This window comes from Pseudomonas viridiflava (assembly GCF_003702045.1).
In the GTDB taxonomy this organism is placed as follows: domain Bacteria; phylum Pseudomonadota; class Gammaproteobacteria; order Pseudomonadales; family Pseudomonadaceae; genus Aquipseudomonas; species Aquipseudomonas viridiflava_C.
The window spans coordinates 82896-104217 of sequence record NZ_RBTP01000048.1 but is presented as its reverse complement, the minus strand read 5'-3'; the positions used below and the strand labels follow the sequence as shown (position 1 = coordinate 104217).

Below are 21322 nucleotides of genomic sequence, written 5' to 3'. Positions count from 1 at the left end.
ATTGACAGGGCGCAAAACTGTGCTCTCTATACCCTCAGGCAATCAACCCATATTCGCCCGTGTCATAAGATGCGAGCATAATGGATCACTGCCGCCTGAACGATGAGACGCCCCAAGGGGTGTAACGGAATGCAAAATAAATACTACGGAGCAATAAAATGAAAGCATCAAAGACTATTTTCTCGGCATTGCTGATCAGTGCTGCGTTGGCGGGACCTGTTCTGGCAGGCCCAGCAGTTACCGTGACAGTCAAAAACCTTGGAACAGCCACTGCAAACTACAAGGTACTTACGAACAACGAAGCGATCACTAAAGTCGCCACAAACCCAACCCCAAGAGATAGCATTCCCGTTGGGGAAATAGATGTATACAACGTCCAGAACAACCAATCACAGCTGGTCACTTTTGCCAACCTGAGATACACCATTGGAGGTAAGACCTGCGTTTTCTTGGCTACTTATGTTTCAACTGCGGGCCCCCTGGGCTCAAGCGTTCCAAAATGGAATAACACCGCCACGCCAAGTGGTGGGGCTACTTGCACGGCCAAAGTCACATCGACCAATTTCTCGACCTACGAATGGGCTGTCGAGTTCACGATGAAGTAATGCTGAGCAGGCCTTGCCAAGCTATTCGCTTTCCCCAAGCATGAAACGCCCGCAAGGCCTTTATACCGTCTGTCATGAGCATTCCAGTTTTTATCGTGAGCGCCGATAAAAAGGGGAGTCTGGATTATCAAGAGACAAGGAGATCACATCTTGGTCAGCACGATAAATATCAACGCTCCCGCTAACTCGAATACCAGTTTATCGGGCATTCAAGCTGGCCGGACATCGTCAGCAACGTCAGTTAAAAATCTGTCGTCAGAGTTCAAGGACACCAGTTCATTATCCTCTCTAGCACAACAGCTAAGCGAAAGCGCCACCCGCGCCGAAGCCAGGGACCAAACCCTCAGCCGCGAGCAACTGAGCAAGAAAGCCAGTGAGGTAACGGAGCAACTGATAGGCCGCACCTACGACGATAATAAAGCCAGGCACGATGCGGAAGTCCCCGACAGCGTCGACCCGGATCGTCTGGCACGCGCCAGGCAAGCCACTCAGTTTGCCAACGGCAGCGGCGCAAACCCGTTCGCCGGCATGTCACGAGAGCAACTCTCCGTCATCGCGTACGACGAAGGTGGAGATTTCACCGTCAATGAAAAAAAAGCGGCATGGCTCGAGTCCTACCATCAGGAAACAATCTGGCGGCAAAAAGTAGTAGCTCAAGCGAATGCAGAGTACAGTTCCACGGGCAAACTCACCCATTTCTTCACCTCAGTGCTGGATCACTACAAAGAGCTGCCAGCCATTGAGCAGTCTACCTACGACGCCGATTATGAGACCAGACTTCAGGAATTTATCGACCTGGATTTCAATTACTGGACTCACACCGCTGAAGGCAAAGGCGGCAGCGCCCAAAGCCTCTTGGATAAATTCCTGAAGTTTGATGACACCGCGTTTGACCAAGGCACGCAGCCTCCGACACCCGATCAGCCTTAACCCGCGCATTTTCCATCAATAAAAAAGAGACCCGAAGGTCTCTTTTTTATTGGGTACAAACACTGCCAATCACTTGGCCTTGTAGATGATCCCAGGGCTGCACTGAACCATCTGGTAATGATCCGGCAGGCCGTTGAGCGCTTCGGAGGCACCCAGGAACAGGTAGCCGCCCGGCTTGAGCGTGCCGTGGATGCGCAGCAGGATGTCTTTCTTCACTTCGGCCGAGAAGTAGATCAGCACGTTGCGGCAGAACACGATGTCGAACTTGCCCAGTGCAGCGTAGCTGTCGAGCAGGTTGAAGGACCGGAATTCCACGCGGCTCTTGATCGGCGTCTTGACAACCCAGCGACCTGGGCTCTTGACGTCGAAGAAGCGCTGCAGGCGATCCGGCGACAAGCCGCGGCCGATGGCCAGGCTATCGTATTCGCCGGTCTTGCAGTTGTTGAGCATGGCACCCGACAAGTCGGTGGCGACAATTTGCGCGCCAGACTTGAGCTGGCCCGGGTTGGCGCGCTCGAACTCGTCGATGGACATCGACAGCGAGTACGGTTCCTGGCCCGACGAGCAGGCGGCCGACCAGATGCGCAGGCGCTGGCCGGGGCTGGCTTTGATCTGTTCCGGCAATACCTTGTTCTTCAGGACTTCAAAGGGATAGGTATCGCGAAACCACAAGGTTTCATTGGTCGTCATCGCATCGACCACCTGCTCGCGCAGACCACTGCGCGGCTGGGTCTGGATGCGTTGGACCAACTCACCAAGCGACTTGATGCTTTGCTGCTCCATCAATTTGTTGAGACGGCTGGACACCAGGTACTGCTTGTTTTCCCCAAGCAGGATGCCACAGGCTTTTTCCAGAAATACCCGGAACTGATCAAAATCCAAATTACCCGTAGACAAGGTGCAGCCTCTCAAATCAGGTGAATCACCGAGGACGACGCCCCCGACTCTTTAGTCCATTACTTATTCGGTTGCGTTGATGCGCGCCACAACCCTGGCGGCCAGATCGTCAGGCCGGAATTTCGCGAGGAAATCGTCCGCTCCGACTTTCTTGACCATCGCCTGGTTGAACACCCCGGAAAGCGAGGTATGCAGGGTAATGTGCATTTTCTGCATGCGCGGATCGTTGCGGATCGCAGCGGTTAGGGTATAGCCGTCCATCTCCGGCATTTCAATGTCGGAGATCATCATCAGGAATTCTTCGTGGGGTTTCTTGCCCTCTTCCACCATCTTGCGCAGGTAATCCAGCGCTTGACGACCGTCGTTCAGGGCAACCACCTCCACACCGACGGTTTCCAGGCAACGGCTGACCTGCTTGCGCGCCACCGAGGAGTCATCGACGGTCAAAACGCGCAGCGAAACGGCCTTGTGATGAACCTCTTCATTGATGACACCCACCGACACCTCTTCGGAAATCGGCGCAACTTCGGCGAGGATTTTCTCGACGTCGATGATCTCGACCAGCTGGTTATCGACCCGCGTGACCGCCGTCAGGTAATGATCGCGGCCGGTGCCCTTGGGAGGTGGATGAATTTCTTCCCAGTTCATGTTCACGATGCGTTCGACCGAATGCACCAGAAAACCCTGAACCTTGGTGTTGTATTCGGTGATGATCACAAAGGAATTGACCAGAGAGATCATGCCCTTTGAACCGGTCGCCATCGCCAGGTCCATGATCGGAATAGTGCCGCCGCGAATGTTCGCCACGCCCCGCACGATCGGACTCGATTTGGGCATGATGGTAAGTTTCGGGCATTGCAGTACTTCTTTTACCTTGAACACGTTGATCCCGTAGAGCTGCTTGCCGTCGAGACGGAACAAGAGCAACTCCAGGCGATTCTGTCCCACCAGCTGAGTGCGCTGGTTCACCGAATCCATTACACCTGCCATGCCAACCCCCCTTACCAAAGCAACCATTTTCCACACACCAGACTGGTAAGCGGCACGGGCTTTGCTTTTTATACGTTATGAACGCAAAGACGACAATTTCTCGACACATCGCATTAAGAACCCGCAGGCTCCTGTGCGCAATCGGCGTGCTGTGCCTTTTCAGCGTGGCAGCGCTCTGTCGCGCAGAGAATTTCACACTGCCTGAACAGCTTATCGGCGTTACCCAAGGGTTTCTTGAGTTCACAGTAGAAGACTATTTGGCAACCAACCAGATTGAGGGTCGCCACGACATCCAGGTCAAGCAGCTGGACCCTCGTCTGCGCATGGGTTCCTGCGACAAGGATTTGACAGCGACACTGGAAAGCCCCCGTCCGGTCGGCAGAGTGACGGTAAAAGTTCGTTGCGAAGGGTCTTCGCCGTGGACCGTGTTCGTCCCGGCTCAGGTGCAGCTGTTTCGCAACGTGGTCACGGTCATGCGCCCGCTTAAACGCGACGCCTTCGTCACGGAAGAAGATGTGGCGATGCGCGAGCGAGACGTAAGCAGCGTGGGCATGGGTTTTCTGTCTTCGCTGGATCAGGCGGTAGGACAGAAGGTTGTCCGACCAATGGTTATTGATCAGGTAGTAACGCCCGTCGCACTCGAACAGCCACGTATGGTTCACAAGGGCGATCAGGTGGTGATCATCGCCCGCACCGGCTCTCTGGCGGTGCGCATGCCGGGCGAAGCCATGTCCGACGGCAGCTTCAACGAGCAGATACGGGTGAAAAACCTCAACTCAAACCGGGTCATAAAGGCAAGCGTGACAGGCCCCGGACAGGTAGAAGTGGCCATGTGAACATAATGATACTGGCGTAGGACGGGCGTTTTTTCTAGACTGCGGTGATTATCCGGCGGTGAAAGCTTCTATTGAGAAGCTTTATCACGACGAGCCTAAAGTTTTATCGGGGATGGCCGAAAACAAGGCAAGCGTCCAAACACCCAGAGGTTTTTAATCATGGTCATAGACTTTAATCGTCTCAATAACACTCCGTCCGTCGGCGGTGCGTCACGCACTGGCGCCGTTAAAGAAACCAGCAAGACCGATGCATCCGCTCCTGCCAGCAGCACCGCAGGCGTGAAAAGCACCGGGGAAACCGTTTCACTGAGCAGTGAGGCTCAACAGTTGCAGAAAATCACTGACAAGCTCGCCGATCTGCCGACCGTCAACAGCGCACGCGTTGCCGAACTCAAGCAGGCTATCGCCGATGGCACGTACACAGTGGACAGCAACCGCGTAGCCAGCAAGCTGCTCAATTTCGAAACCCAACGCTAGCCGCCGGCTCGCGCTGGATATTCTGGACGCTTAAAAACCAGAGCATGCGATGCAAGACACTACTTTGCTTCAGATGATCATCGACGACATGGGTCCGACCAGGCAGCTGCATGAGCTGTTGCAGGCCGAGTCACTGATTCTAAGCGGCCGCGACATGGGCGAAATGGAACACGTATTGGCGCAGAAGCAGGCGCTGGTCATCGTGCTCGAGCAACACGGTCGCCGTCGCAGCCAGGTGCTGACAGGACTCGGGCTGCCCGCCAACAGGCAGGGCCTTGAGCAACTGGCCAGTCACTCGGACATTGGCGAGCAGTTACTGGCGGCCGCCGGCGAGCTGAACGCGCTGATCGCTGAATGCCAGGCGCTGAACGAGCGAAACGGTAGCCTGATTCAATTGCAGCAGGTGAGCACTGCCCACCAGCTTCGCATTTTGAACGGCGGCGATACGCCGACCCTGTACGACAGTCGCGGTTCGACTGCTGGAAGAGCAAAACCACGCCCGCTCAGTCAGGCGTAACTTCCTGTATCAAGGTTTCGTGCGTGGTGGCAGAATGCCCGCTGTTGCGTTGCCGTAGTATTTTGCCTGGAGATGTAAAAACGTGAATGGCTCAAGCGCGGATGATGCTCCGCAGCCCCCGAAGGTTTTGAACACACCTTTGGAAATCGCCGCTAACCTGCGGCTACTCCTCGAAAGTCATGATCCACTGATCATCACTTTCCACGAGCGCGCCCAGCGCTTTCAGAGCTACGTTATCGAAGTCGACAAAGACACCAATGTCCTCGCGCTCGACGAAATGATCCCCCGTGATGGCGAACGTTTTCTCACCAATGGCGAGTCCTTCCGGGTAGAAGGCTTTCACGACGGCGTGCGCATCGCCTGGGAAAGCTCGGAGCAGATGAGCATCGTCGATAACGACGGGCAGCGTCTGTACCGCGGCCCCATGCCAGAGGAAGTGGTCTACCATCAGCGTCGCAATGCGTTCCGCGCAGCGCTCAAGCTGGCGCAACTGGTCGATATCGAGATTGGCGGTGACAAACTCAAGTCTCCGCTCAAGGGCAAGCTGCTGGACATTTCGGCCACAGGCTGCAAGCTGCGCTTTGAAGGTGACCTCTCTGACCGTATGCAACTGGGCCAGGTCTACGAACGCTTCATCGCCAGATTGCCTTTCGGCGCAATGACCGCCCCGGTTGAGCTGCGTTACCTGCACTTCGAGGAAAAGGTACACACCACCTTCGCAGGCGTGCGCTTCCACAACATGAGCGGGCTGGTACAGCGCCAGGTGGAACGCTTTGTGTATCAGTTGCAACGCGAAGCCCGCCGCTTCGACAAAGACGACGACTTCTGATCGAAGCTCGCGCTACAGGGATTGCGGCCGCGCCGCCGCAATCACCTGACTTCCTCGATTAACGCCTCTCAAACATCTCTTGCCCGCAACGCCCTGTCAGGCCTTCCAGGTTTCTTCCTCGCGCTCACGCTCGCCATCGGCCAGCTCGGTTTCAGCAACCGGTTCAGGCGCGGCGTCCGTTGCAGGCGCCTCCTCGACAACCGTTTCAGGCTCAGGCTCGACCGTGGTCTGCATCTGCTCCTGAACCACCTGTTCGTCCACACGCGGGTCAAGCGCAACCACCAGGGGCGAACTGGACATGCTGTCCGGCATCGCGACGTGATGCAGCGGTGCGTTTTCGACCTGGTGCAGATGCGTGACCGCCTTGGGACGAATCAGCAGCACCAGAATGGCAGCGGCGCCGCAGACGAACACATACAGCATGTGCCCGCCAAACAGCTTCATGACCACACCCGCCGCCAACGGCCCGATGCTTGCGCCGATGCCGTAGGTCATCAGCAGCATGGCCGTCAGTGACACCCGTCGTTCGGCCTCGACGTGGTCATTGGCGAACGCCACGGCCAGCGGATAAAGGCAGAACTGCATCAGCGAGGCCAGAAAGCCGACACCAAACAGCATCTCAACCGGCACACTGGGAAACACCGCCAGGGGCAATGAGGCGACCACCAGCGCCGCCGCAAACACCCGCATCAGCACCGAACGATCGTATCGGTCCGACAGCAGGCCCAGCGGCCACTGCACCAGAAACCCCGCGAGAATGCAGCACCCCATGAACAGACCGACCTGTTCGGTGGTCAGCCCCTGCTCGGCCGCATACACCGGTGCCAGACCGTAGAACGAACCAATGATCAAGCCCGCGCCCAGCACCGCTGTCAGGGATTGAGGCACACGCTTCATGAAGAAACGCGGCTCAAGTGGCGCGGGGTGCAGCGGTGCAGGGTGAATCGCGCGGGTCATGGCAACCGGCACCAGACACAACGCAAAACACAGCGCTACGAGCATCAGCAATTCAGGGCCGAGCTGGGGGTGAACCACCAGCACCAGTTGACCCAGAACCAGACCGAGATAAGAAGCAATCATGTAACCGCTGAACACCATGCCGCGCTGCTTGGCGGCGGCCTGCTCGTTCAGCCAGCTTTCGATGACCATGTACTGACACATCATGCCCAGGCCGACGATGACCCGCAGAATAAGCCAGGCTGGCAGCCAACTGATCAAACCATGCCCCAGCACCGCCGCACCGACGATCCCCGCACAGGTCGCGTACGCACGGATATGCCCGACCCGACCGATCAGGCGGTGACCGATCTTGCCGCCCAACACGAGACCAAAATAGTTCGCCGCCATCAAGGCACCGACCCACAGGCTGTCCACCTGATCGGCAGCCAGACGAAGGGCCAGGTAAGTGCTCAAGAGACCCGAGCCGATCAACATCATCAACGAGGCGAAATACAGCGCTCGAAAGGACTTCCAGATTTGGCGCATCGACATTCCAAAAATACGGAGTCACCTCAACAGGCGAGCCCGAAACAACGTTCTTTAAATCTGGGCAGCCAACACGCGCCGTTCCCAGGGGGTTATTTCATCGAGAAAACTGGTCAGTTCCATCGTTTTCGACGCAATGTAGCCTTCGATGAATTCACGGCCAAACAGTTCCTTGGCCAGATGACTGCATCTCAGACGTTCCAGAGCGGCATGCAAGGTACACGGCAACGTCAATTCTTCCGGCACCTGAATCTCGCCCTGCACGGCGGCCGTGGGCTCGACCCTCTGCTCGATACCATACAACCCCGCCGCAAGGCTCGCGGCAATGACCAGATAGGGGTTGGCATCGGCTCCCGGCAGACGATTTTCCACACGCCTGGCCGCTGGAGTACTGGCGGGAATGCGCAGACCGGCGGCGCGGTTGTCGTAGGACCAGCACGCATTATTGGGCGAAGCAAACGGATGACACAGGCGCTGATAGGCGTTCACGTTGGGTGCGAACAAAGCCGTGAAGTCTGCCATGCAGGCCTGTTGACCCCCGATGAAATGCCGGAACGTGGGCGTCGACTGTCCGTCTTCGGCGCTGAACACATTACGCCCGGAGACGGCATCGACCACGCTCTGATGCAGGTGCATCGAACTGCCTGGGGTGTTGGCCAACGGCTTGGCCATGCAGACAGCGATCACGCCATGCTTGAGCGCGACCTCCTTGAGTAGGTGCTTGAACAGAAAGGTCTGATCGGCCAGCAGCAGCGGATCGCCATGCAGCAGGTTGATTTCAAACTGACTGACGCCCATCTCGTGCATGAACGTGTCACGCGGCAGGCCCAGCGCAGCCATGCAGGCGTAGACCTCGTTGAAGAACGGCCGCAGACCGTTGCTGGAGTTGATACTGAAAGCCGAATACCCTTGCTCGCGCCGTCCATCCAGGCCTACAGGCGGAGCGAACGGCTGAAGCGGATCGGGGTTGGGCGCGAACACAAAGAACTCAAGTTCGGTGGCGACGACTGGAGCAAGGCCATATTCAGCGTATCGGGCCAGCACCGACTTTAGCTGGCCTCGGGTGGACAGCGCGCAACCGGCGCCAGTCAGTTCCTCGGCATCACAGATCGCCAACGCGCGCGGCTGGTCGCTCCAAGGCAGACGATGCACCTGCGCAGGGTCTGGCACCAACGCCAGGTCGCCGTCGTCGCTGCCATAGAAACGCGCTGGCGGATAACCGCCCATGATGCATTGCAACAGCACGCCACGCGCCATCTGCAATCGCCGCCCCTCCAGAAACCCTTCGGCCGTCATGACCTTGCCACGCGGCACGCCGTTCAGATCCGGCGTCACACACTCCACTTCATCAATGCCCGTCAGTTGTTGTGCAAATGAACGGGGGTCATGGCGGGTCATTGCTCAATCCTTGGTGAGAATCCAGGCCGTCCTGTGGCAGTGCTTACAAAATACGCAACCGGCGTTCGGGATATCAAGCCTTGAAACACATCGTGAGGCCGCTCACAAACCTCACACCTTGAAATGGCGCAAACAGCACTCTTGGCTGGTTTTTTGCTTTTACCCAAGGCACAACAGTTTGGCTGCCATTTTTATGTCGAACGCTCGCGCAAGATGCGCAAAGCGCCTTAAAAATGACCTGTCGAACGGCAATCCTCTGCGACACGTGTTGAGAGCTTTCCATGAGCGCACCGATTCCCGTCACACGCCCTCTGCTACCACCCCTCGAGGAATTCATTCCTTACCTTGAGCAGATCTGGGAGAGTCATCAGCTCACCAACGCAGGCCCGTTTCATCAGCAGCTGGAGCATGAGCTGGCAAAGTACCTGGGCGTGCAGCACCTTTCGCTGTTCTCCAACGGCACGCTGGCCTTGATGACCGCCATACAGGCCTTGCGGATCAAGGGAGAAGTCATCACGACGCCCTACTCGTTCGTCGCAACGGCGCATTCGCTGCTCTGGAACAGCCTCACCCCGGTGTTCGTCGACATTCAGCCAGGCACATACAACCTGGACCCGGACCGCATCGAAGAAGCCATCACGCCCGCAACGACCGCGATCATGCCCGTGCATTGCTACGGGATTCCGTGCGACGTCGATCGAATTCAGCAGATTGCCGACCGCTATGGCCTCAAGGTTATCTATGACGCCGCCCATGCCTTCGGCGTGCAGCACCGTGGCGAGAGCCTGCTCAAGCATGGCGACCTCTCGATCCTGAGCTTCCACGCCACCAAGGTCTTCAACACGTTCGAAGGCGGTGCCATCGTCAGCCCGGACCTAAAGACCAAACAACGTATCGATTACCTGAAAAACTTTGGTTTCGCCGACGAAGTTACCGTGGTCGCGCCCGGCATCAACGGCAAGATGAGCGAGATCAATGCTGCGTTTGGCCTGCTTCAGCTCAAGCATATCGATCAGGCGCTGCTCAGGCGCCAGCGCATCGACGAGCGTTATCGAGAGGCACTGGCCGGCATCCCGGGGGTTGAAATCGTCTGGCAGACCACTGAAAAACATAACTACTCGTATTTTCCGGTCCTGATACGCGACGCCTTCGGGCTGTCACGCGACGGGCTCTATCAGCGAATGCGCGACCACAACATTCTGGCCCGCCGCTATTTCTATCCGCTGATTTCCACCTTCCCCATGTACCGGGGCCTGGATTCGGCCAAGCCGGAGCGCTTGCCAATCGCCACGGGCCTGTCGAACCAGATCCTGTGCCTGCCTATTTACGACAGCCTGACCGATGAAGCTTTCGACAGCATCATTGATGTCATTGTCACTGCCAGTAATGAGAACCGCTGATGCGTACGTGCCCGGTCTGCTCTTGCCGATTCCCCAATTTCTATCCGATGGGCAAAGGTCATCTGGAAATCTTTCACCGCCTGAACGTGTTCTACAGCGTGGACGATTTTGAAACCCTGAACGTTGGCCAATACAGCTGCCCTGAATGCCAGGCCTCCGACCGCGATCGGCTCTATGCGCTGTTTGCCATGCACTTGCTGAACAACCCACCCGGCAAGCCACTGCGCATTCTGGACATTGCACCTGCCGTCGTGCTGTCAGCATTCCTGCGCAGCCTGCCCAACGCCCGGTATCGCTCGGCCGACCTGTTCTCGCCTCTGGCCGATGATGTCGTCGACATCATGGACATGCACATGTACGCCGACGAGTCCTTCGATTTCATCGTCTGCTCTCACGTGCTCGAACACGTACCCGACGACCGCAAGGCGATGTCCGAACTGCATCGGGTACTGGCCAAGGGCGGCTCCGCCATCCTGATGGTGCCTATTCTGCTGACCGCGACCGAGACCGAAGAAGACCCCGATGAGTCCAGCGTCGACGAGCGCTGGGCGCGCTTCGGCCAAGACGATCATGTGCGCATGTATGCCCGAGACGACTACGTATCGCGCCTTGAAGCGTCCGGCTTCAAGGTCGACGCGCTCGGCTCGGCTGCATTCGGCGAAGGCGTCTTCAGGCAGCACGGCATTACTGATCAGTCGGTTCTGTATGTGGGCCGAAAGGCCTGACGACAGTTGCCGATCACGGATGCCGACCGGTTTGTCCAGTTGGCGCTCACCCCTTCTTCACACGTGGTATCGCGATGAGTTCTTCACGCCTGGTCAGTATTGTCATCCCTGCTTACAAACCGGCTTTTTTCGAAGCGGCGCTTGCCAGTGCCCTGCGCCAGAATCATGACGACATCGAGATAGTGGTCACCGACGACTGCCGTGACGATGGCATCAAGGACATTATCGAGAAGCTGAGGCCGGGCAGTCGATGGCCGATCCACTACAGCAAGAACGCGACACCATTGGGCGAGCCTCATAACATCGCACTCGGCATCTCCCTGGCGCGTGGCGATTACATCAAGTTTCTCTACGACGATGACCTCCTGCTCCCCGACTGCGTGCGGCTGATGTTCGACGTGATGCACGACAGTCCCGACATCAAAGTTGTGTCCGCCACCCGAAAGCGAATCGACGCCAACGGCACGCAGTTGCCCGACACGATCTACACGGCCTACCCCTTCGGCAGAAACGTGGTTCTCAACGGCCCTGAACTGGTGTCCTTTCTGGCCCAGTACCCCATCAACTTTGTCGGTGAACCCAGTGCCGTGATGTGCCGTCGCGACGACTTGCTGGCGTTCGGGCAGGACATCATGTCGTTGAACCAGACGTTGATCTGGGGCCTGGGTGACCTGGCGATATACGCCAAGCTGTTGCGTCAGGGCAACCTGGCGATGCTTGCCCGTCCCCTGTCCTGTTTCCGGGTTTCCGATCAGCAAAGCAGTGAGGCATTCAGAAAAGACCTCACCCTACCCCGCCAAGGACACGCCAACTTCAATCGCATTCCCGGCGAACTGGGCTGGATACGGCCAGAAGAACTGAACGGCAAGGTCAAGATCGCGCCACTCACGCAACGCGACAATGTGCAGGAGATGGACTTGCTGGCCTACTTCGACAAAAGGTCAGAGGCTAACGCCCGCAATACCCAAATCGCCAGCTGGCTTGGTCAGCGCAAGCTGTCGCCCGCTCAACACACCCTGCTGCACGCGTACTTGCAACAGCACAACGGCGGCCCCGCGATTGCGATTGTCATCTCGGATTTCAATCAACACCCCGAGAGCGTCCTGAGCACCCTGGAAAGCATGGCCTCTCAGGCGCCCCTGCTCGACAAACTGAAGGTCTTTGTGCTGGCCGACTATGACCGGGACCAGCAGACGCCGCTGCAAGCCCAGTTGCCCTGGCGCGATGCCAGCCTGGAAACCCGCGCCACGGTCATCAATGACCTGATGCAGGAACACGACCACGGCTGGTGGATGCTGATCGACGCAGGCACCACGCTCACTGCGAGCGGCCTATTGTGTGCCGCCATGAAGATGATCGAAGCGCCACAGGCCTGCGCGGTGTTCGGTGACGAAGTGACCCTGCATGCGCAGGCAGGCGCCCACCTGTCCTTTCGCCCGGATTTCAGCCTGGACTACCTGCTGGCCTGCCCCTCGGCAACCAGCCGCAACTGGCTATTCAACCGCGAGAAAGCCTTGGCCGTCGGCGGCTTCGATCCGGGCCACGCCCAGGCTGTCGAACTCGACCTGATACTGCGCATGATTGAAGATCAGGGTTTCACTGAGTTCTCCCATGCGCACGAGCCGCTGGTCATCTCGCCCCTCTGGCAGGCGCACGAGAACTACGACCAGGCCCGCACCGTGCAGCGGCATCTGCATACCCGGGGCTACGCCGCCAGTCAGGTACACGCACTGGAATCGGGGCATTACCGAATCGAGTACGGCCATGCCGATCAGCCGCTGGTGTCAATCCTCCTCACCTCTCAGGATAATCTGCAGACACTGCTGCCCTGTGTCGAGAGCATCCTGGAGCACACAACGTACCCGCGCTATGAAATCCTGATCTGCGACAACAACAGCCAGTCGGCACAGACCACAGACTGGCTGACGACGCTTGAATCGATGCAATCGGATCGAATTCGCGTTCTTCGCCATGAGCAGACCTTGAGCCCATCGGCCATGCTCAATGCGTCTGCCGCCAACGCCCAGGGCGACTACCTGCTGATGCTGGACAGCAACGCCCTGATCGTTCAGCAGGACTGGCTCGACCACCTGCTCAACCATGCACTGCGCCCGGAAGTCGGCATCGTGGGCGCAAAAGTCATTTCGCCACAGGCGCACGTCATAAACGCCGGGATCATCGTGGGGCTCAATGGCACCGTTGGCGTCATCACCGCCAGCGACATCGCGGCCAGTCCAACCTACACGCAGCGTCTGGATACCGATCAAAACTACAGCGCCGTAAGCGCAACCTGCCTGATGATTCGCAAATCAGTACACGACGAAGTACAGGGCATGGACGAGCACCTGTTCCCTGTGTATTTCAACGACGTGGACCTGTGCCTGAAAACGCGTGGCACCGGGCACCTGGTTGTCTGGACGCCGCACGCGATCATCGCGCTGCGCCCGAGCGATATACAAAACGATGCCGAAGCGATGGATTTCGCGACGCGTGCCCTCACCCATCGCTGGTTGCATTACATGGCCTGGGACCCGGCGTACAACACCCAGCTGTCGCTGACAGGCAGCTTTGTCACCCAAAGCGATCCAGAGCTCGGCTGGCGTCCATTGACCCATCGTCCGTTACCGGTTGTGCTGGTCCAGCCCCATGATCGCGGGGCTAACAGCGGGCGTATTGCAGCTGCTTTGCAGAGCCTGCGCAACGCGCGTGAAATCGATGGCATCCTCAGCCACACGCCACTGCCGCTTGCCGAAGTGGCGAGACTCAGCCCCGATGCCATCGTCATTCAAGGCCCCGTGGACGACAGCCTGATCGCCAGCATCAATGCGATCAAGGATCACACTAATGCACGAGTGATCTACGACCTGCCGCACTATCCGGCCTACGCGGAAATCGATAAGACCGCCCCGGCGCTCGCCGCAATTGAAGCAGCCTTGCGGCATGGACTGGCACGCGCAGACGTGATCACCGTCCCCACCCAGACGCTGGCAGAGTTGCTCGCAGACTCGCATCCAAACGTGCACGTGGTCGAAAACCGCCTCGCCCCGGCCACCTGGCTGACGCTGCACAGTGAGCGCCAGACTCGCCCCAAACCGCGTGTGGGCTGGGTAGGCTCGGCGGGCGAACTGGGCGATCTGCTGATACTGTCCGAGGTGATCAAGGCACTGGCAGACCGTGTGGAATGGGTCATCATGGGGCCCTGCACACGCTGGCTGCGGCCTTACATCCACGAACTGCGTCCGTCAACGGAGGGCGCGTTGTTCCCTGAAATGCTGGCCAGCCTGAATCTTGACCTGGCCTTGGCGCCCGCCGAGTCGAACCTGATCAATCAAAGCAAAGGCCCGGCGGCGTTGCTGGCATTCGGCGCCTGCGGCTTTCCGGTCATCTGCAGTGACGTGCTGAGTGTGCCTGCAAACCTGCCTGTCACGCGTGTTGAAAACAAGGCCACGGCCTGGATCATCGCCATTGAGCAACACATCGCTCAGATGGAAGCATGCGCACGCAGGGGCGATGCCTTGAAGCAGGCTGTCATCGATCACGGAATGTTGGACACCGGCAACTTGCAGGCCTGGCGCAATGCCTGGCTGAACGGCTGATCGAGTAGGGATGAATCGAGGATACGCTCTGCGTCAGCCATTGACGCAGAGCGTTAAAGCCTTGGGGTTCAGTAAACGGCTGACCCGTTTTACCAACGTATGACGCAGGCACCCCAGGAATAACCCACGCCAAAACCGACGGCTGCGACCCGGTCACCGGGTTTGAGCGCGCCCTTGTCCATCGACTCTTTGAGCGCAATGGGTATGGTGCAGGAAACCGTGTTGCCGCAATGCTGGAAAGCGGACACGAATTTGTCGGCAGGCAGTTTCAACCGTCGACGCAGGGCATCCAGCATGAAGTGATTGGCCTGATGAAACACGAACAGGTCCATATCGGCCACCGCGAGCGTGTCGTCGAACAACGAGGCGAACAATTGCGGCACACGCGTCATGGAAAACTCGAAAATCGCAGGGCCGTTCATGTACAGGTTGGCGTCGGTGCGCACGTTTCCGTTGTCATCCTCGTGGGTTTCAGGCTGCTGATTCTGCGCCGAAGGCCTGCGCGCGCCGCCAATGGGCACCATCAGATTCTCGGCGCCAGAGCCGTCACTGCCATAACGAAAGCGTTCCAGAAACGGCCCGCCTTCGGTGGCACTGAGCAGGGTGACGGCGGCTGCATCGCCGAACAGCGTGCGAACGCTTTTGTCCTGCGGGTGAATGTAGCGGCTGTAGGTTTCTGCCGTGACCAGCAAGACGTTGCGGCACTGTCCGGACTCAATCAACCCCTTGGCAATACCCAGCCCGTAGATAAACCCCGAACAGCCCTGATTGAAATCGAAGGCCGCGCAGTGGGTCGGCAGTTGCAAGCGATGCTGCAAAATGCAGGCAGTGGCAGGCAGCACGTAATCCGGGCTTTGCGTGCAATAAATCAACGCGTCTATCTGGCTGCGCTGAATGCCGCCCTTGATGAACAGCTTTTCACAGGCCCGGTAAGCAAGGTCGGACGCAGTTTCGTTGTCGTCGACGATGTGCCGTTCACCGATGCCGGTCTTGGAGAAAATCTTCTCGACATCCCACTCGGGAAATTCTCGAGCCAGCGTTTCGTTGTCCAGCGAGTGAACAGGCAGTTCATATTCTATGTCGACGATTCTGGCATGAGACGTCATGAGCGTTACCCCGATATGCGTTTGGCAGGTACACCGAATACTGTGGTGCCCGCGGCCACATTGCGGATCGCAACGCTACCGGCTCCGACCACAGCCTGTTTGCCGATTCTGACCTTCGGCAGGACACTGGCATGCGTGCCCATGAAAACGCCCTCTTCCAGCACCACGCCGCCGGTGATGTCGCAATGCCCACTCAAGGTGGAGAAATCACCGATCTCTGCATCGTGCCCGATGAGACAACCGATATTGAGCGTCACGAATGCACCGACTCGCAGGTCCACCGTCAGCACGGTTGAAGGACAGATGACCGTGCCCTGCCCCACAACGACATTTTCGCCCATGATGACCGAGGGGTGGATCAGCGTAAAAAAGCGGCTGCCCCTGGCGAGCAGTTTTTCCACGACAGCGCGTTTGCCCGCAGGCGCACCGATCGCGCAGACCAGATACTCATCAGGCTTGGGCTCGTAACCGTCTATGGTTGAAACGACTGGCGGGTAATGCTCGAAGCGCTCGGTCGAACCGGGGCCGTCGTTAATGAATCCGGCAATGGACCAGCCGGGATTCTGCGCCACCCAGTCCGTCAGCCACGCATGCACTTCGCGTCCAAACGCTCCGGCACCCACGATGAGCAAGTTTTTGGCAGTCATTGCGCCAGATACCCCCCATCAACGACCATTGACGTTCCGGTCACCCAGCGAGCGGCCGGGGACAGCAGGTAATTGACCGCGTACGCGATGTCCAGCGGCTCACCAAACCCCAACGGGTGTTTCTGCTCCACCGCCTTCATGGAGTCGGCCCCCACCCGTTCTTCGAGCTTACGGGTCATGTCGGTCCTCACCACACCCGGCGCAATTGCATTGACCCTGATGCCATCGCGTGCCAGCTCAAGGGCAGCCGCACGGACCATCGATTCGACCGCCCCCTTGCTGGCGCAGTACGCCATCAAGGATGGCTGGGCGGCCTGGGCCATCACCGACGACAGCAAAACAATGCTGGCGCCCTGAACGAACACCCCTTTCTGCCTGAAGGCTTTGACCAGCGAGAAGCCAGAGGTCACGTTGGTGGCAAATACCGTTTCCCACTGCTCGACGCCCAGCGCCCGAATCGGCATTGGCATTTGCACGCCAGCGGCATGCACCAGCCCGTCGAAAGGCGCATAGGTCTTGGCAACGTCGCGCATCCAGCTGGAAACGGCCGCAGCGTCCAGCAGGTCGAAAGACTCGACCCCGTGGCCTTCGCCCTGGAGCTGGCGTCTTGTGGCTTCGAGCCGTTCGGTATTTCTGGCCACCAGCACCACACGAGCGCCCTGCTGACTCAACCAGATTGCCACCTGGCTGCCGATGCCCGAAGAGGCACCGGTGACCATGACCACTTTACCGCTCAGAGAAAAAGGACTACTCACCACCCAACGTTCCCCTTGAGGGCTGATTTACACGATCCGAAAAGACTGATCACTTATTGCTCTGTAACCAGCGTGATGACGTCATCCACCGTTTTGCAGCCATTGAGACGATTGGCCGCCAGGGTCTTGCCCAGATGTTCGTCGGCCAGCGACATGAAGGTCAGGACCGCGATGGAATCCCAATCAAGGTTTTGCCCCCGGCTCAAACTGCCTTCGTCTGCTTCCATCGCTTCTTCGATCAGCCTGAGTACTTTGTCTTCCATCTCTACGCTCCCGGACAGCCCGCTATTGGATTGATTCTGCGCAGGTCAAAGCCGACGCTTGTTAGCGACGAAGCAATAATCGAACCAAGCTATGGGGCTGGCGCGGAGGCCGGATCTGCTGGGCGAAAACGGGAAAAGACCACCCGCCCGACAGGCATTAGCCAAAAAGATGACGTTTTGTCGGGCTCGGGCTGAAGGCCGGTGGCAGATGCTGCGTCAATATAACGATAGCGTGTGCCGCACCCTGGCTGTCACGGCAGGTAGATACTGAACATCGCCCCGCCCAGCACGCCCCCGTTGGCGATTTCGATTCGCCCTTGTACGCCGTTGCGCACGTGCAGCCGAGCGATGTGGGCAGCGAAGTACAAGCCCAGGCCGGTGCTGCCGCTGCCTTGATTGATGCCCTGCACGTAATCGGTCTGTCGCTCGATCAGGTAGGCCGGGTAACCGGGACCGTCATCGTTGACCGTGATCTTCAACTGACCATCTTCCTCGCCGAGGCCGATCACCAATTGCTCACGGGCAAACCCGATGGCGTTGACGATGATATTGCCCACCACCGAGCCGACCAGTTCCCGGTCAAAAAAGCCCAGCGGGTTTACGTCGCCGATATCCACGCGTGCGCTGATGCTGCGACTGGCCAGCACCTCTTGATGGTGCGCCAGTTGCGCTTCAATGAAATCGTCCAGCTCGTGGTAATCCGGACGCAATGGCATCTGATTGACGCCGAGTTTGTAAAGCCCCAGCAACTGCACCAGCATGCCGTTGAGGTTGGCAAACTCGTATTCGATCACGCCATGTTCCGGGGTGTCGCGTTGCTGGGACGAGAGCTTCGCCTGCCACTCGCTGTGCGCCTGGGTGAGCATCGCCAACGAGTTCTTCATGTCATGCACGGTGGAGGCAATCACCATGGAAAAATCGAGTCCCTGTTGCTGCTCTTCGCTCATGCGCCAAACGCCCTTTCCCTGAGTTTCTGATAACGCTCGTAACGTGGATCGCTGTCCGGAATCATGCCGACCATTTTCAGGCTGGCGCGGCACTCTTCGAGCCCGGCCGTTCCGAGGTTCTGCCCCGGATGGAGCAACGACTGCGCCATGTTGAGCGCGATACTGATGTTCTTGGGCTGCAAGGCCAGCGCCCGGCGGAAGTGCTCCTGCGCCTCGGGCAGGTTACCCGCCTTGTAGCTGCGCACACCCAGCAAGTTGAAATCGATGGCAGCCTTGTTGGCCCCCAGAATCGCCGGATCATCGGTCATGCTGGCCACGCTTTTCATCACGGCCGGGTCATCGCCGTAGACTTCCGCGCAGTTCTTCAGCACGCCAGCGCCGGCCGCCTCCTGGCCCAGTTGCTTGAGCTGCGACGCCACCATCAGGGCGGCGTCGGCACTCAGGAACTGCTCCATGCCTTCAAGCCGGGTCATGGCCTGTTCGGTGAGTTTCGCGGCGGTTTCCGGGTCCGAGTGCTGCAGGCTGGCAGCCTTCATCAGGCGCGTGCGCACTTGCAGCCCTTCGTCGTTGGTGTGTTCTTTGGCCACATCACCCAGCGCATTGTTGATCTCGACGCGCGTGCGGGCATCCAGTCCTTGATCGCCCCCCTTGCTAATCAGGGCATGCGCCAGGCCCAGGTTGGTTTCCGGGTCCTTGAAGCGTGAGTGCGCGCCTTGAGAAACCGCCTGGCGATAGGCTTTGGAGGCGCTTTCAAAATCCTCATTGTCCATTGCCAGCTTGCCCAGCAGCTTCTGACGACGCACCGCCAGCGGCGACAGGCGCACAGCGTTCTCCAGCGCTTGCTGCGCTTTTTTGGCATCGCCGCGAGCCACCAATACCTCGGCCAGGCCATCGAACAGCGCCGGCATGGTCGGAAAGGCCTTGATCGCCTGTTCGTAGACAGCTTCGGCTTCGGTCACTTTGCCGCGCTTGAGCAGCAGACTGCCCAAGGCGGCGTAAGCCCAGGGCGTGGCACGGTCAGCCAGAATAGTCTTGAGAAAAGCTTCCAGCGGCTCGTTCTGCTTCAGGTCACGCAGCGCGTCGGCCTTGTAACGCAGGCACAGCGGAGCGAAGCGCGGGTCCTGCTCGATCAGCGTATTGCAGGCTGCCAGCACTTCGGCAGGTTTGCGACGATCCAGCGCCTGCAGGATCGGCTTGAGCAACCCCTTGCGCTGCACAAGCTTTTCCAGGCGCTGGGCCAGGCCTGCACGGTTGAACGGCTTGGTCAGGTAGCCATCGGGCTCCCATTCCAGAGCGCTCATGACCATCGCCTGACTGTTCTCGGCAGTGACCATGATGAAGACGCTTTCGTAACTCAGCAGCCGCTCGACCATGAGGTCTTCCAGCACTTGCTGGCCGTTCTTGCGGCCGTCGCCGAGGTTGAAGTCATGCAGCACAAAGTCATAACGCTTTTGCGAGCACATGCGCAGGGCCTGCTCGCCGGTGTCGGCAGTGTCCACTTCCTTGACGCCCAGTTCACGCAGCATCGACCGCACCGAACTGCGAAAGTCGGAGAAGTCATCAACGATAAGAAAGCTTTTTTGGTTGTACGCCAGCATCCGGATTCCTACACAGGAGAGGGTGAAAATATGAGACCCAGGCCTGAACGATTTCCAGGTCCAGCACGTTCAGACGCGCATGTTAAATAATAGCCACATGCCATAAAACGGGCTTGCGTGCCCACATCGCGTTACAGCGGCGATAAATCAAGGGCAGCAATCAGTTTTTCGACCACTCAGGCAGAAACTATAGAGCAAACATCAAGTTCGCTCTCGGCGGCACTCAGTCCGAGCGAGGATTTTGAGGGGGATATCGTAAAAGCGGGGATGAGAAGGCAGTTACAGAGAAGCGAATCGCATCATACGACGAACGCTGCACCGCAGCGCCCTGACAGGCAGGGGCTGCGGCGTGCGGGCCTGGCGGGTCAAACCCAGCCGTCGTTCTTTTTACGGCCACGCGTCAGCGCAGGGAGGATCAGGCCGACCAGCAGGCCCGCTCCGGCGATGCTGCCGCCATAGACCATGTAACGCATCATGACTTGCTTGTTCTCGTCGCCCAACCGCGCTTGGGTAGAACGCAGCTCGGCCTGGGAATCGGCCAGTTGATCATTGAGCGTCTTGGTGCGGGCTTCCAGCTCGTCGATCAGCTTCTTGCGCGCGTCCAGGGTTTCCTGCATGCCTTGCACGCGGGTTTTCCAGGTGTTGTCGATGCCGGTCAGTTGCTCGGTGAGTTCCGCGACCTGCTGGGTCAATTGCGGAACACGCTCGGCCTGGCCCGGTACTTCCTGCAGGTCACTGGTGGGGATCCACACGGTACTGCCGCCCTCGCCGCGTACCTGGCTGAAATTGCCCGATGTGCTGAGCAATTCGACTTTCTGTCCGGATTTCAACGTCCCGACGATACGGTGCCCGTCGGTCGGACCGCTGCGTACATAAGTGGTCAGGCTGTCGCTCACCCAGCGGTCGCTGTCCGCAGCTTGAGCACTGACAGGAGCAATGACCGAAAGAAAGGCACCCAGCAGGCCGGTGCCGATGAGGTGACGCGAAGCTGTGAACAGGCCAGGGGCACGAGAACGCAGTGCTGAAAGATGACGAGACATGGCTATGATTATCTTTGTCTGGAATGAAAATAAAGCCCCGGTGTGCGGGCCGGCTAGCGATGGCAATGGCAGGCGGCAAATGGTTTGCAACTCCTGCCGGAGCGGGCTGTCTGCCTATCAGGCGAGTTGAAAAAACGCCTGACGCCTCAGAGGTCGGCGAGACTTCTGCAGGCCGTCCAGAGAGTCCATCAGCTAACAGACCCTGCGAAATGGGTCAGGTTCACTATTGGCCTGCGTTCGCGTCAAAATTCAGCCACGCGGCTGCCGCCATTAAGTGCCTG

General features: G+C 58.5%; 20 protein-coding genes. 9 read left to right on the top strand and 11 right to left on the bottom strand.

The genetic code is table 11. The features are described from left to right. The first annotated feature begins 158 nt into the window (after positions 1 to 158). Together ALP40_RS15565 and ALP40_RS15560 are read left to right on the top strand one after the other, a co-directional pair. A complete protein-coding gene (locus ALP40_RS15565) occupies positions 159 to 605 on the top strand; it encodes a hypothetical protein (protein WP_122209124.1) in 447 nt (148 codons plus the stop codon). 150 nt (positions 606 to 755) lie between these two features. Next, positions 756 to 1535: a hypothetical protein gene (locus ALP40_RS15560; protein WP_259640714.1), complete on the top strand. Its 780-nt coding sequence runs from the start codon at positions 756 to 758 to the stop codon at positions 1533 to 1535. A 69-nt stretch (positions 1536 to 1604) separates the two neighbouring features. Here ALP40_RS15560 and cheR read toward each other — a convergent pair whose 3' ends face one another. Then, positions 1605 to 2432 (bottom strand): protein-glutamate O-methyltransferase CheR, encoded by an 828-nt coding sequence (gene cheR, locus ALP40_RS15555; RefSeq protein WP_004880708.1) that lies wholly within the window; start codon positions 2430 to 2432, stop codon positions 1605 to 1607. Between the two features lie 63 nt (positions 2433 to 2495). Beyond that, complete coding sequence (locus tag ALP40_RS15550) at positions 2496 to 3422, bottom strand: chemotaxis protein CheV (protein ID WP_122209123.1); 927 nt, start codon at positions 3420 to 3422, stop codon at positions 2496 to 2498. A 77-nt stretch (positions 3423 to 3499) separates the two neighbouring features. Between ALP40_RS15550 and flgA the strand changes: the two genes are divergently transcribed. The 4 genes from flgA to ALP40_RS15530 all read left to right on the top strand — a co-directional run bounded on the left by flgA (position 3500) and on the right by ALP40_RS15530 (position 6081). Next, positions 3500 to 4258, top strand: coding sequence for a flagellar basal body P-ring formation chaperone FlgA (gene flgA / locus ALP40_RS15545; RefSeq protein ID WP_122209122.1), 759 nt, complete (start codon positions 3500 to 3502; stop codon positions 4256 to 4258). Between the two features lie 159 nt (positions 4259 to 4417). After that, the gene (gene flgM, locus ALP40_RS15540) at positions 4418 to 4735 is read left to right on the top strand and encodes a flagellar biosynthesis anti-sigma factor FlgM (protein ID WP_122209121.1); all 318 of its coding nucleotides are present in this window, start codon (positions 4418 to 4420) and stop codon (positions 4733 to 4735) included. Positions 4736 to 4784: 49 nt separating this feature from the next. Beyond that, positions 4785 to 5252 (top strand): flagella synthesis protein FlgN, encoded by a 468-nt coding sequence (locus tag ALP40_RS15535; protein WP_122209120.1) that lies wholly within the window; start codon positions 4785 to 4787, stop codon positions 5250 to 5252. 82 nt (positions 5253 to 5334) lie between these two features. Further along, entirely contained in the window at positions 5335 to 6081 is a 747-nt protein-coding gene (locus ALP40_RS15530; RefSeq protein ID WP_122209119.1) for a flagellar brake protein, read from the top strand. A 96-nt stretch (positions 6082 to 6177) separates the two neighbouring features. On the opposite strand, the gene ALP40_RS15525 is transcribed toward ALP40_RS15530, so the two are convergent. Then, positions 6178 to 7566 carry an MFS transporter gene (locus tag ALP40_RS15525; protein ID WP_122209118.1) on the bottom strand — a complete coding sequence of 463 codons (1389 nt, stop codon included), beginning with the start codon at positions 7564 to 7566 and terminating at the stop codon, positions 6178 to 6180. A 54-nt stretch (positions 7567 to 7620) separates the two neighbouring features. After that, entirely contained in the window at positions 7621 to 8862 is a 1242-nt protein-coding gene (locus ALP40_RS15520) for a glutamine synthetase family protein (protein ID WP_183136051.1), read from the bottom strand. 383 nt (positions 8863 to 9245) lie between these two features. On the opposite strand from ALP40_RS15520, the gene vioA reads away from it, so the two are divergent. From vioA to ALP40_RS15505, 3 genes are all read left to right on the top strand, one after another. Then, positions 9246 to 10364 carry a dTDP-4-amino-4,6-dideoxy-D-glucose aminotransferase VioA gene (vioA, locus tag ALP40_RS15515; protein ID WP_122209116.1) on the top strand — a complete coding sequence of 373 codons (1119 nt, stop codon included), beginning with the start codon at positions 9246 to 9248 and terminating at the stop codon, positions 10362 to 10364. Then, positions 10364 to 11089, top strand: coding sequence for a class I SAM-dependent methyltransferase (locus ALP40_RS15510; protein WP_122209115.1), 726 nt, complete (start codon positions 10364 to 10366; stop codon positions 11087 to 11089). The genes vioA and ALP40_RS15510 overlap by 1 nt, the downstream gene beginning before the upstream one ends. A gap of 74 nt (positions 11090 to 11163) precedes the next feature. Next, positions 11164 to 14685, top strand: a complete 3522-nt coding sequence (locus tag ALP40_RS15505) for a glycosyltransferase (RefSeq protein WP_122209114.1) — start codon at positions 11164 to 11166, stop codon at positions 14683 to 14685. A gap of 89 nt (positions 14686 to 14774) precedes the next feature. Here the strand turns inward: ALP40_RS15505 and ALP40_RS15500 are convergent, their stop codons facing one another. The 7 genes from ALP40_RS15500 to ALP40_RS15470 form a co-directional block, all read right to left on the bottom strand. Next, a complete protein-coding gene (locus ALP40_RS15500; protein ID WP_122209113.1) occupies positions 14775 to 15791 on the bottom strand; it encodes a ketoacyl-ACP synthase III in 1017 nt (338 codons plus the stop codon). A 5-nt stretch (positions 15792 to 15796) separates the two neighbouring features. After that, complete coding sequence (gene vioB, locus ALP40_RS15495) at positions 15797 to 16438, bottom strand: dTDP-4-amino-4,6-dideoxy-D-glucose acetyltransferase VioB (RefSeq protein ID WP_122209112.1); 642 nt, start codon at positions 16436 to 16438, stop codon at positions 15797 to 15799. Then, on the bottom strand, positions 16435 to 17196 hold the full coding sequence (locus tag ALP40_RS15490) for an SDR family NAD(P)-dependent oxidoreductase (RefSeq protein ID WP_181114769.1): 762 nt from the start codon (positions 17194 to 17196) through the stop codon (positions 16435 to 16437). Before ALP40_RS15490 ends, vioB begins: the two co-directional genes overlap by 4 nt. 50 nt (positions 17197 to 17246) lie before the next feature. Then, complete coding sequence (locus ALP40_RS15485) at positions 17247 to 17456, bottom strand: acyl carrier protein (RefSeq protein ID WP_122209110.1); 210 nt, start codon at positions 17454 to 17456, stop codon at positions 17247 to 17249. Positions 17457 to 17707: 251 nt separating this feature from the next. Continuing rightward, a complete protein-coding gene (locus ALP40_RS15480) occupies positions 17708 to 18403 on the bottom strand; it encodes a sensor histidine kinase KdpD (protein ID WP_122209109.1) in 696 nt (231 codons plus the stop codon). Next, entirely contained in the window at positions 18400 to 20001 is a 1602-nt protein-coding gene (locus ALP40_RS15475) for a tetratricopeptide repeat-containing response regulator (RefSeq protein WP_122209108.1), read from the bottom strand. The genes ALP40_RS15480 and ALP40_RS15475 overlap by 4 nt, the downstream gene beginning before the upstream one ends. Positions 20002 to 20366: 365 nt before the next feature. Next, complete coding sequence (locus ALP40_RS15470; protein WP_122209107.1) at positions 20367 to 21041, bottom strand: TIGR04211 family SH3 domain-containing protein; 675 nt, start codon at positions 21039 to 21041, stop codon at positions 20367 to 20369. Between the last annotated feature and the right edge of the window lie 281 nt (positions 21042 to 21322).

Bases quoted from the DNA above. Each gene is read 5' to 3' on its own strand.
- ALP40_RS15550 (WP_122209123.1), bottom strand. From the start codon at position 3,422: ATGGCAGGTGTAATGGATTCGGTGAACCAGCGCACTCAGCTGGTGGGA.
- ALP40_RS15520 (WP_183136051.1), bottom strand. From the start codon at position 8,862: ATGACGGCCGAAGGGTTTCTGGAGGGGCGGCGATTGCAGATGGCGCGT.
- ALP40_RS15510 (WP_122209115.1), top strand. From the start codon at position 10,364: ATGCGTACGTGCCCGGTCTGCTCTTGCCGATTCCCCAATTTCTATCCG.
- ALP40_RS15505 (WP_122209114.1), top strand. From the start codon at position 11,164: ATGAGTTCTTCACGCCTGGTCAGTATTGTCATCCCTGCTTACAAACCG.
- flgM (WP_122209121.1), top strand. From the start codon at position 4,418: ATGGTCATAGACTTTAATCGTCTCAATAACACTCCGTCCGTCGGCGGT.
- ALP40_RS15525 (WP_122209118.1), bottom strand. From the start codon at position 7,566: ATGCGCCAAATCTGGAAGTCCTTTCGAGCGCTGTATTTCGCCTCGTTG.
- ALP40_RS15470 (WP_122209107.1), bottom strand. From the start codon at position 21,041: ATGTCTCGTCATCTTTCAGCACTGCGTTCTCGTGCCCCTGGCCTGTTC.
- ALP40_RS15480 (WP_122209109.1), bottom strand. From the start codon at position 18,403: ATGAGCGAAGAGCAGCAACAGGGACTCGATTTTTCCATGGTGATTGCC.
- vioB (WP_122209112.1), bottom strand. From the start codon at position 16,438: ATGACTGCCAAAAACTTGCTCATCGTGGGTGCCGGAGCGTTTGGACGC.
- ALP40_RS15565 (WP_122209124.1), top strand. From the start codon at position 159: ATGAAAGCATCAAAGACTATTTTCTCGGCATTGCTGATCAGTGCTGCG.
- vioA (WP_122209116.1), top strand. From the start codon at position 9,246: ATGAGCGCACCGATTCCCGTCACACGCCCTCTGCTACCACCCCTCGAG.
- ALP40_RS15535 (WP_122209120.1), top strand. From the start codon at position 4,785: ATGCAAGACACTACTTTGCTTCAGATGATCATCGACGACATGGGTCCG.
- flgA (WP_122209122.1), top strand. From the start codon at position 3,500: ATGAACGCAAAGACGACAATTTCTCGACACATCGCATTAAGAACCCGC.
- ALP40_RS15475 (WP_122209108.1), bottom strand. From the start codon at position 20,001: ATGCTGGCGTACAACCAAAAAAGCTTTCTTATCGTTGATGACTTCTCC.
- ALP40_RS15500 (WP_122209113.1), bottom strand. From the start codon at position 15,791: ATGACGTCTCATGCCAGAATCGTCGACATAGAATATGAACTGCCTGTT.
- ALP40_RS15485 (WP_122209110.1), bottom strand. From the start codon at position 17,456: ATGGAAGACAAAGTACTCAGGCTGATCGAAGAAGCGATGGAAGCAGAC.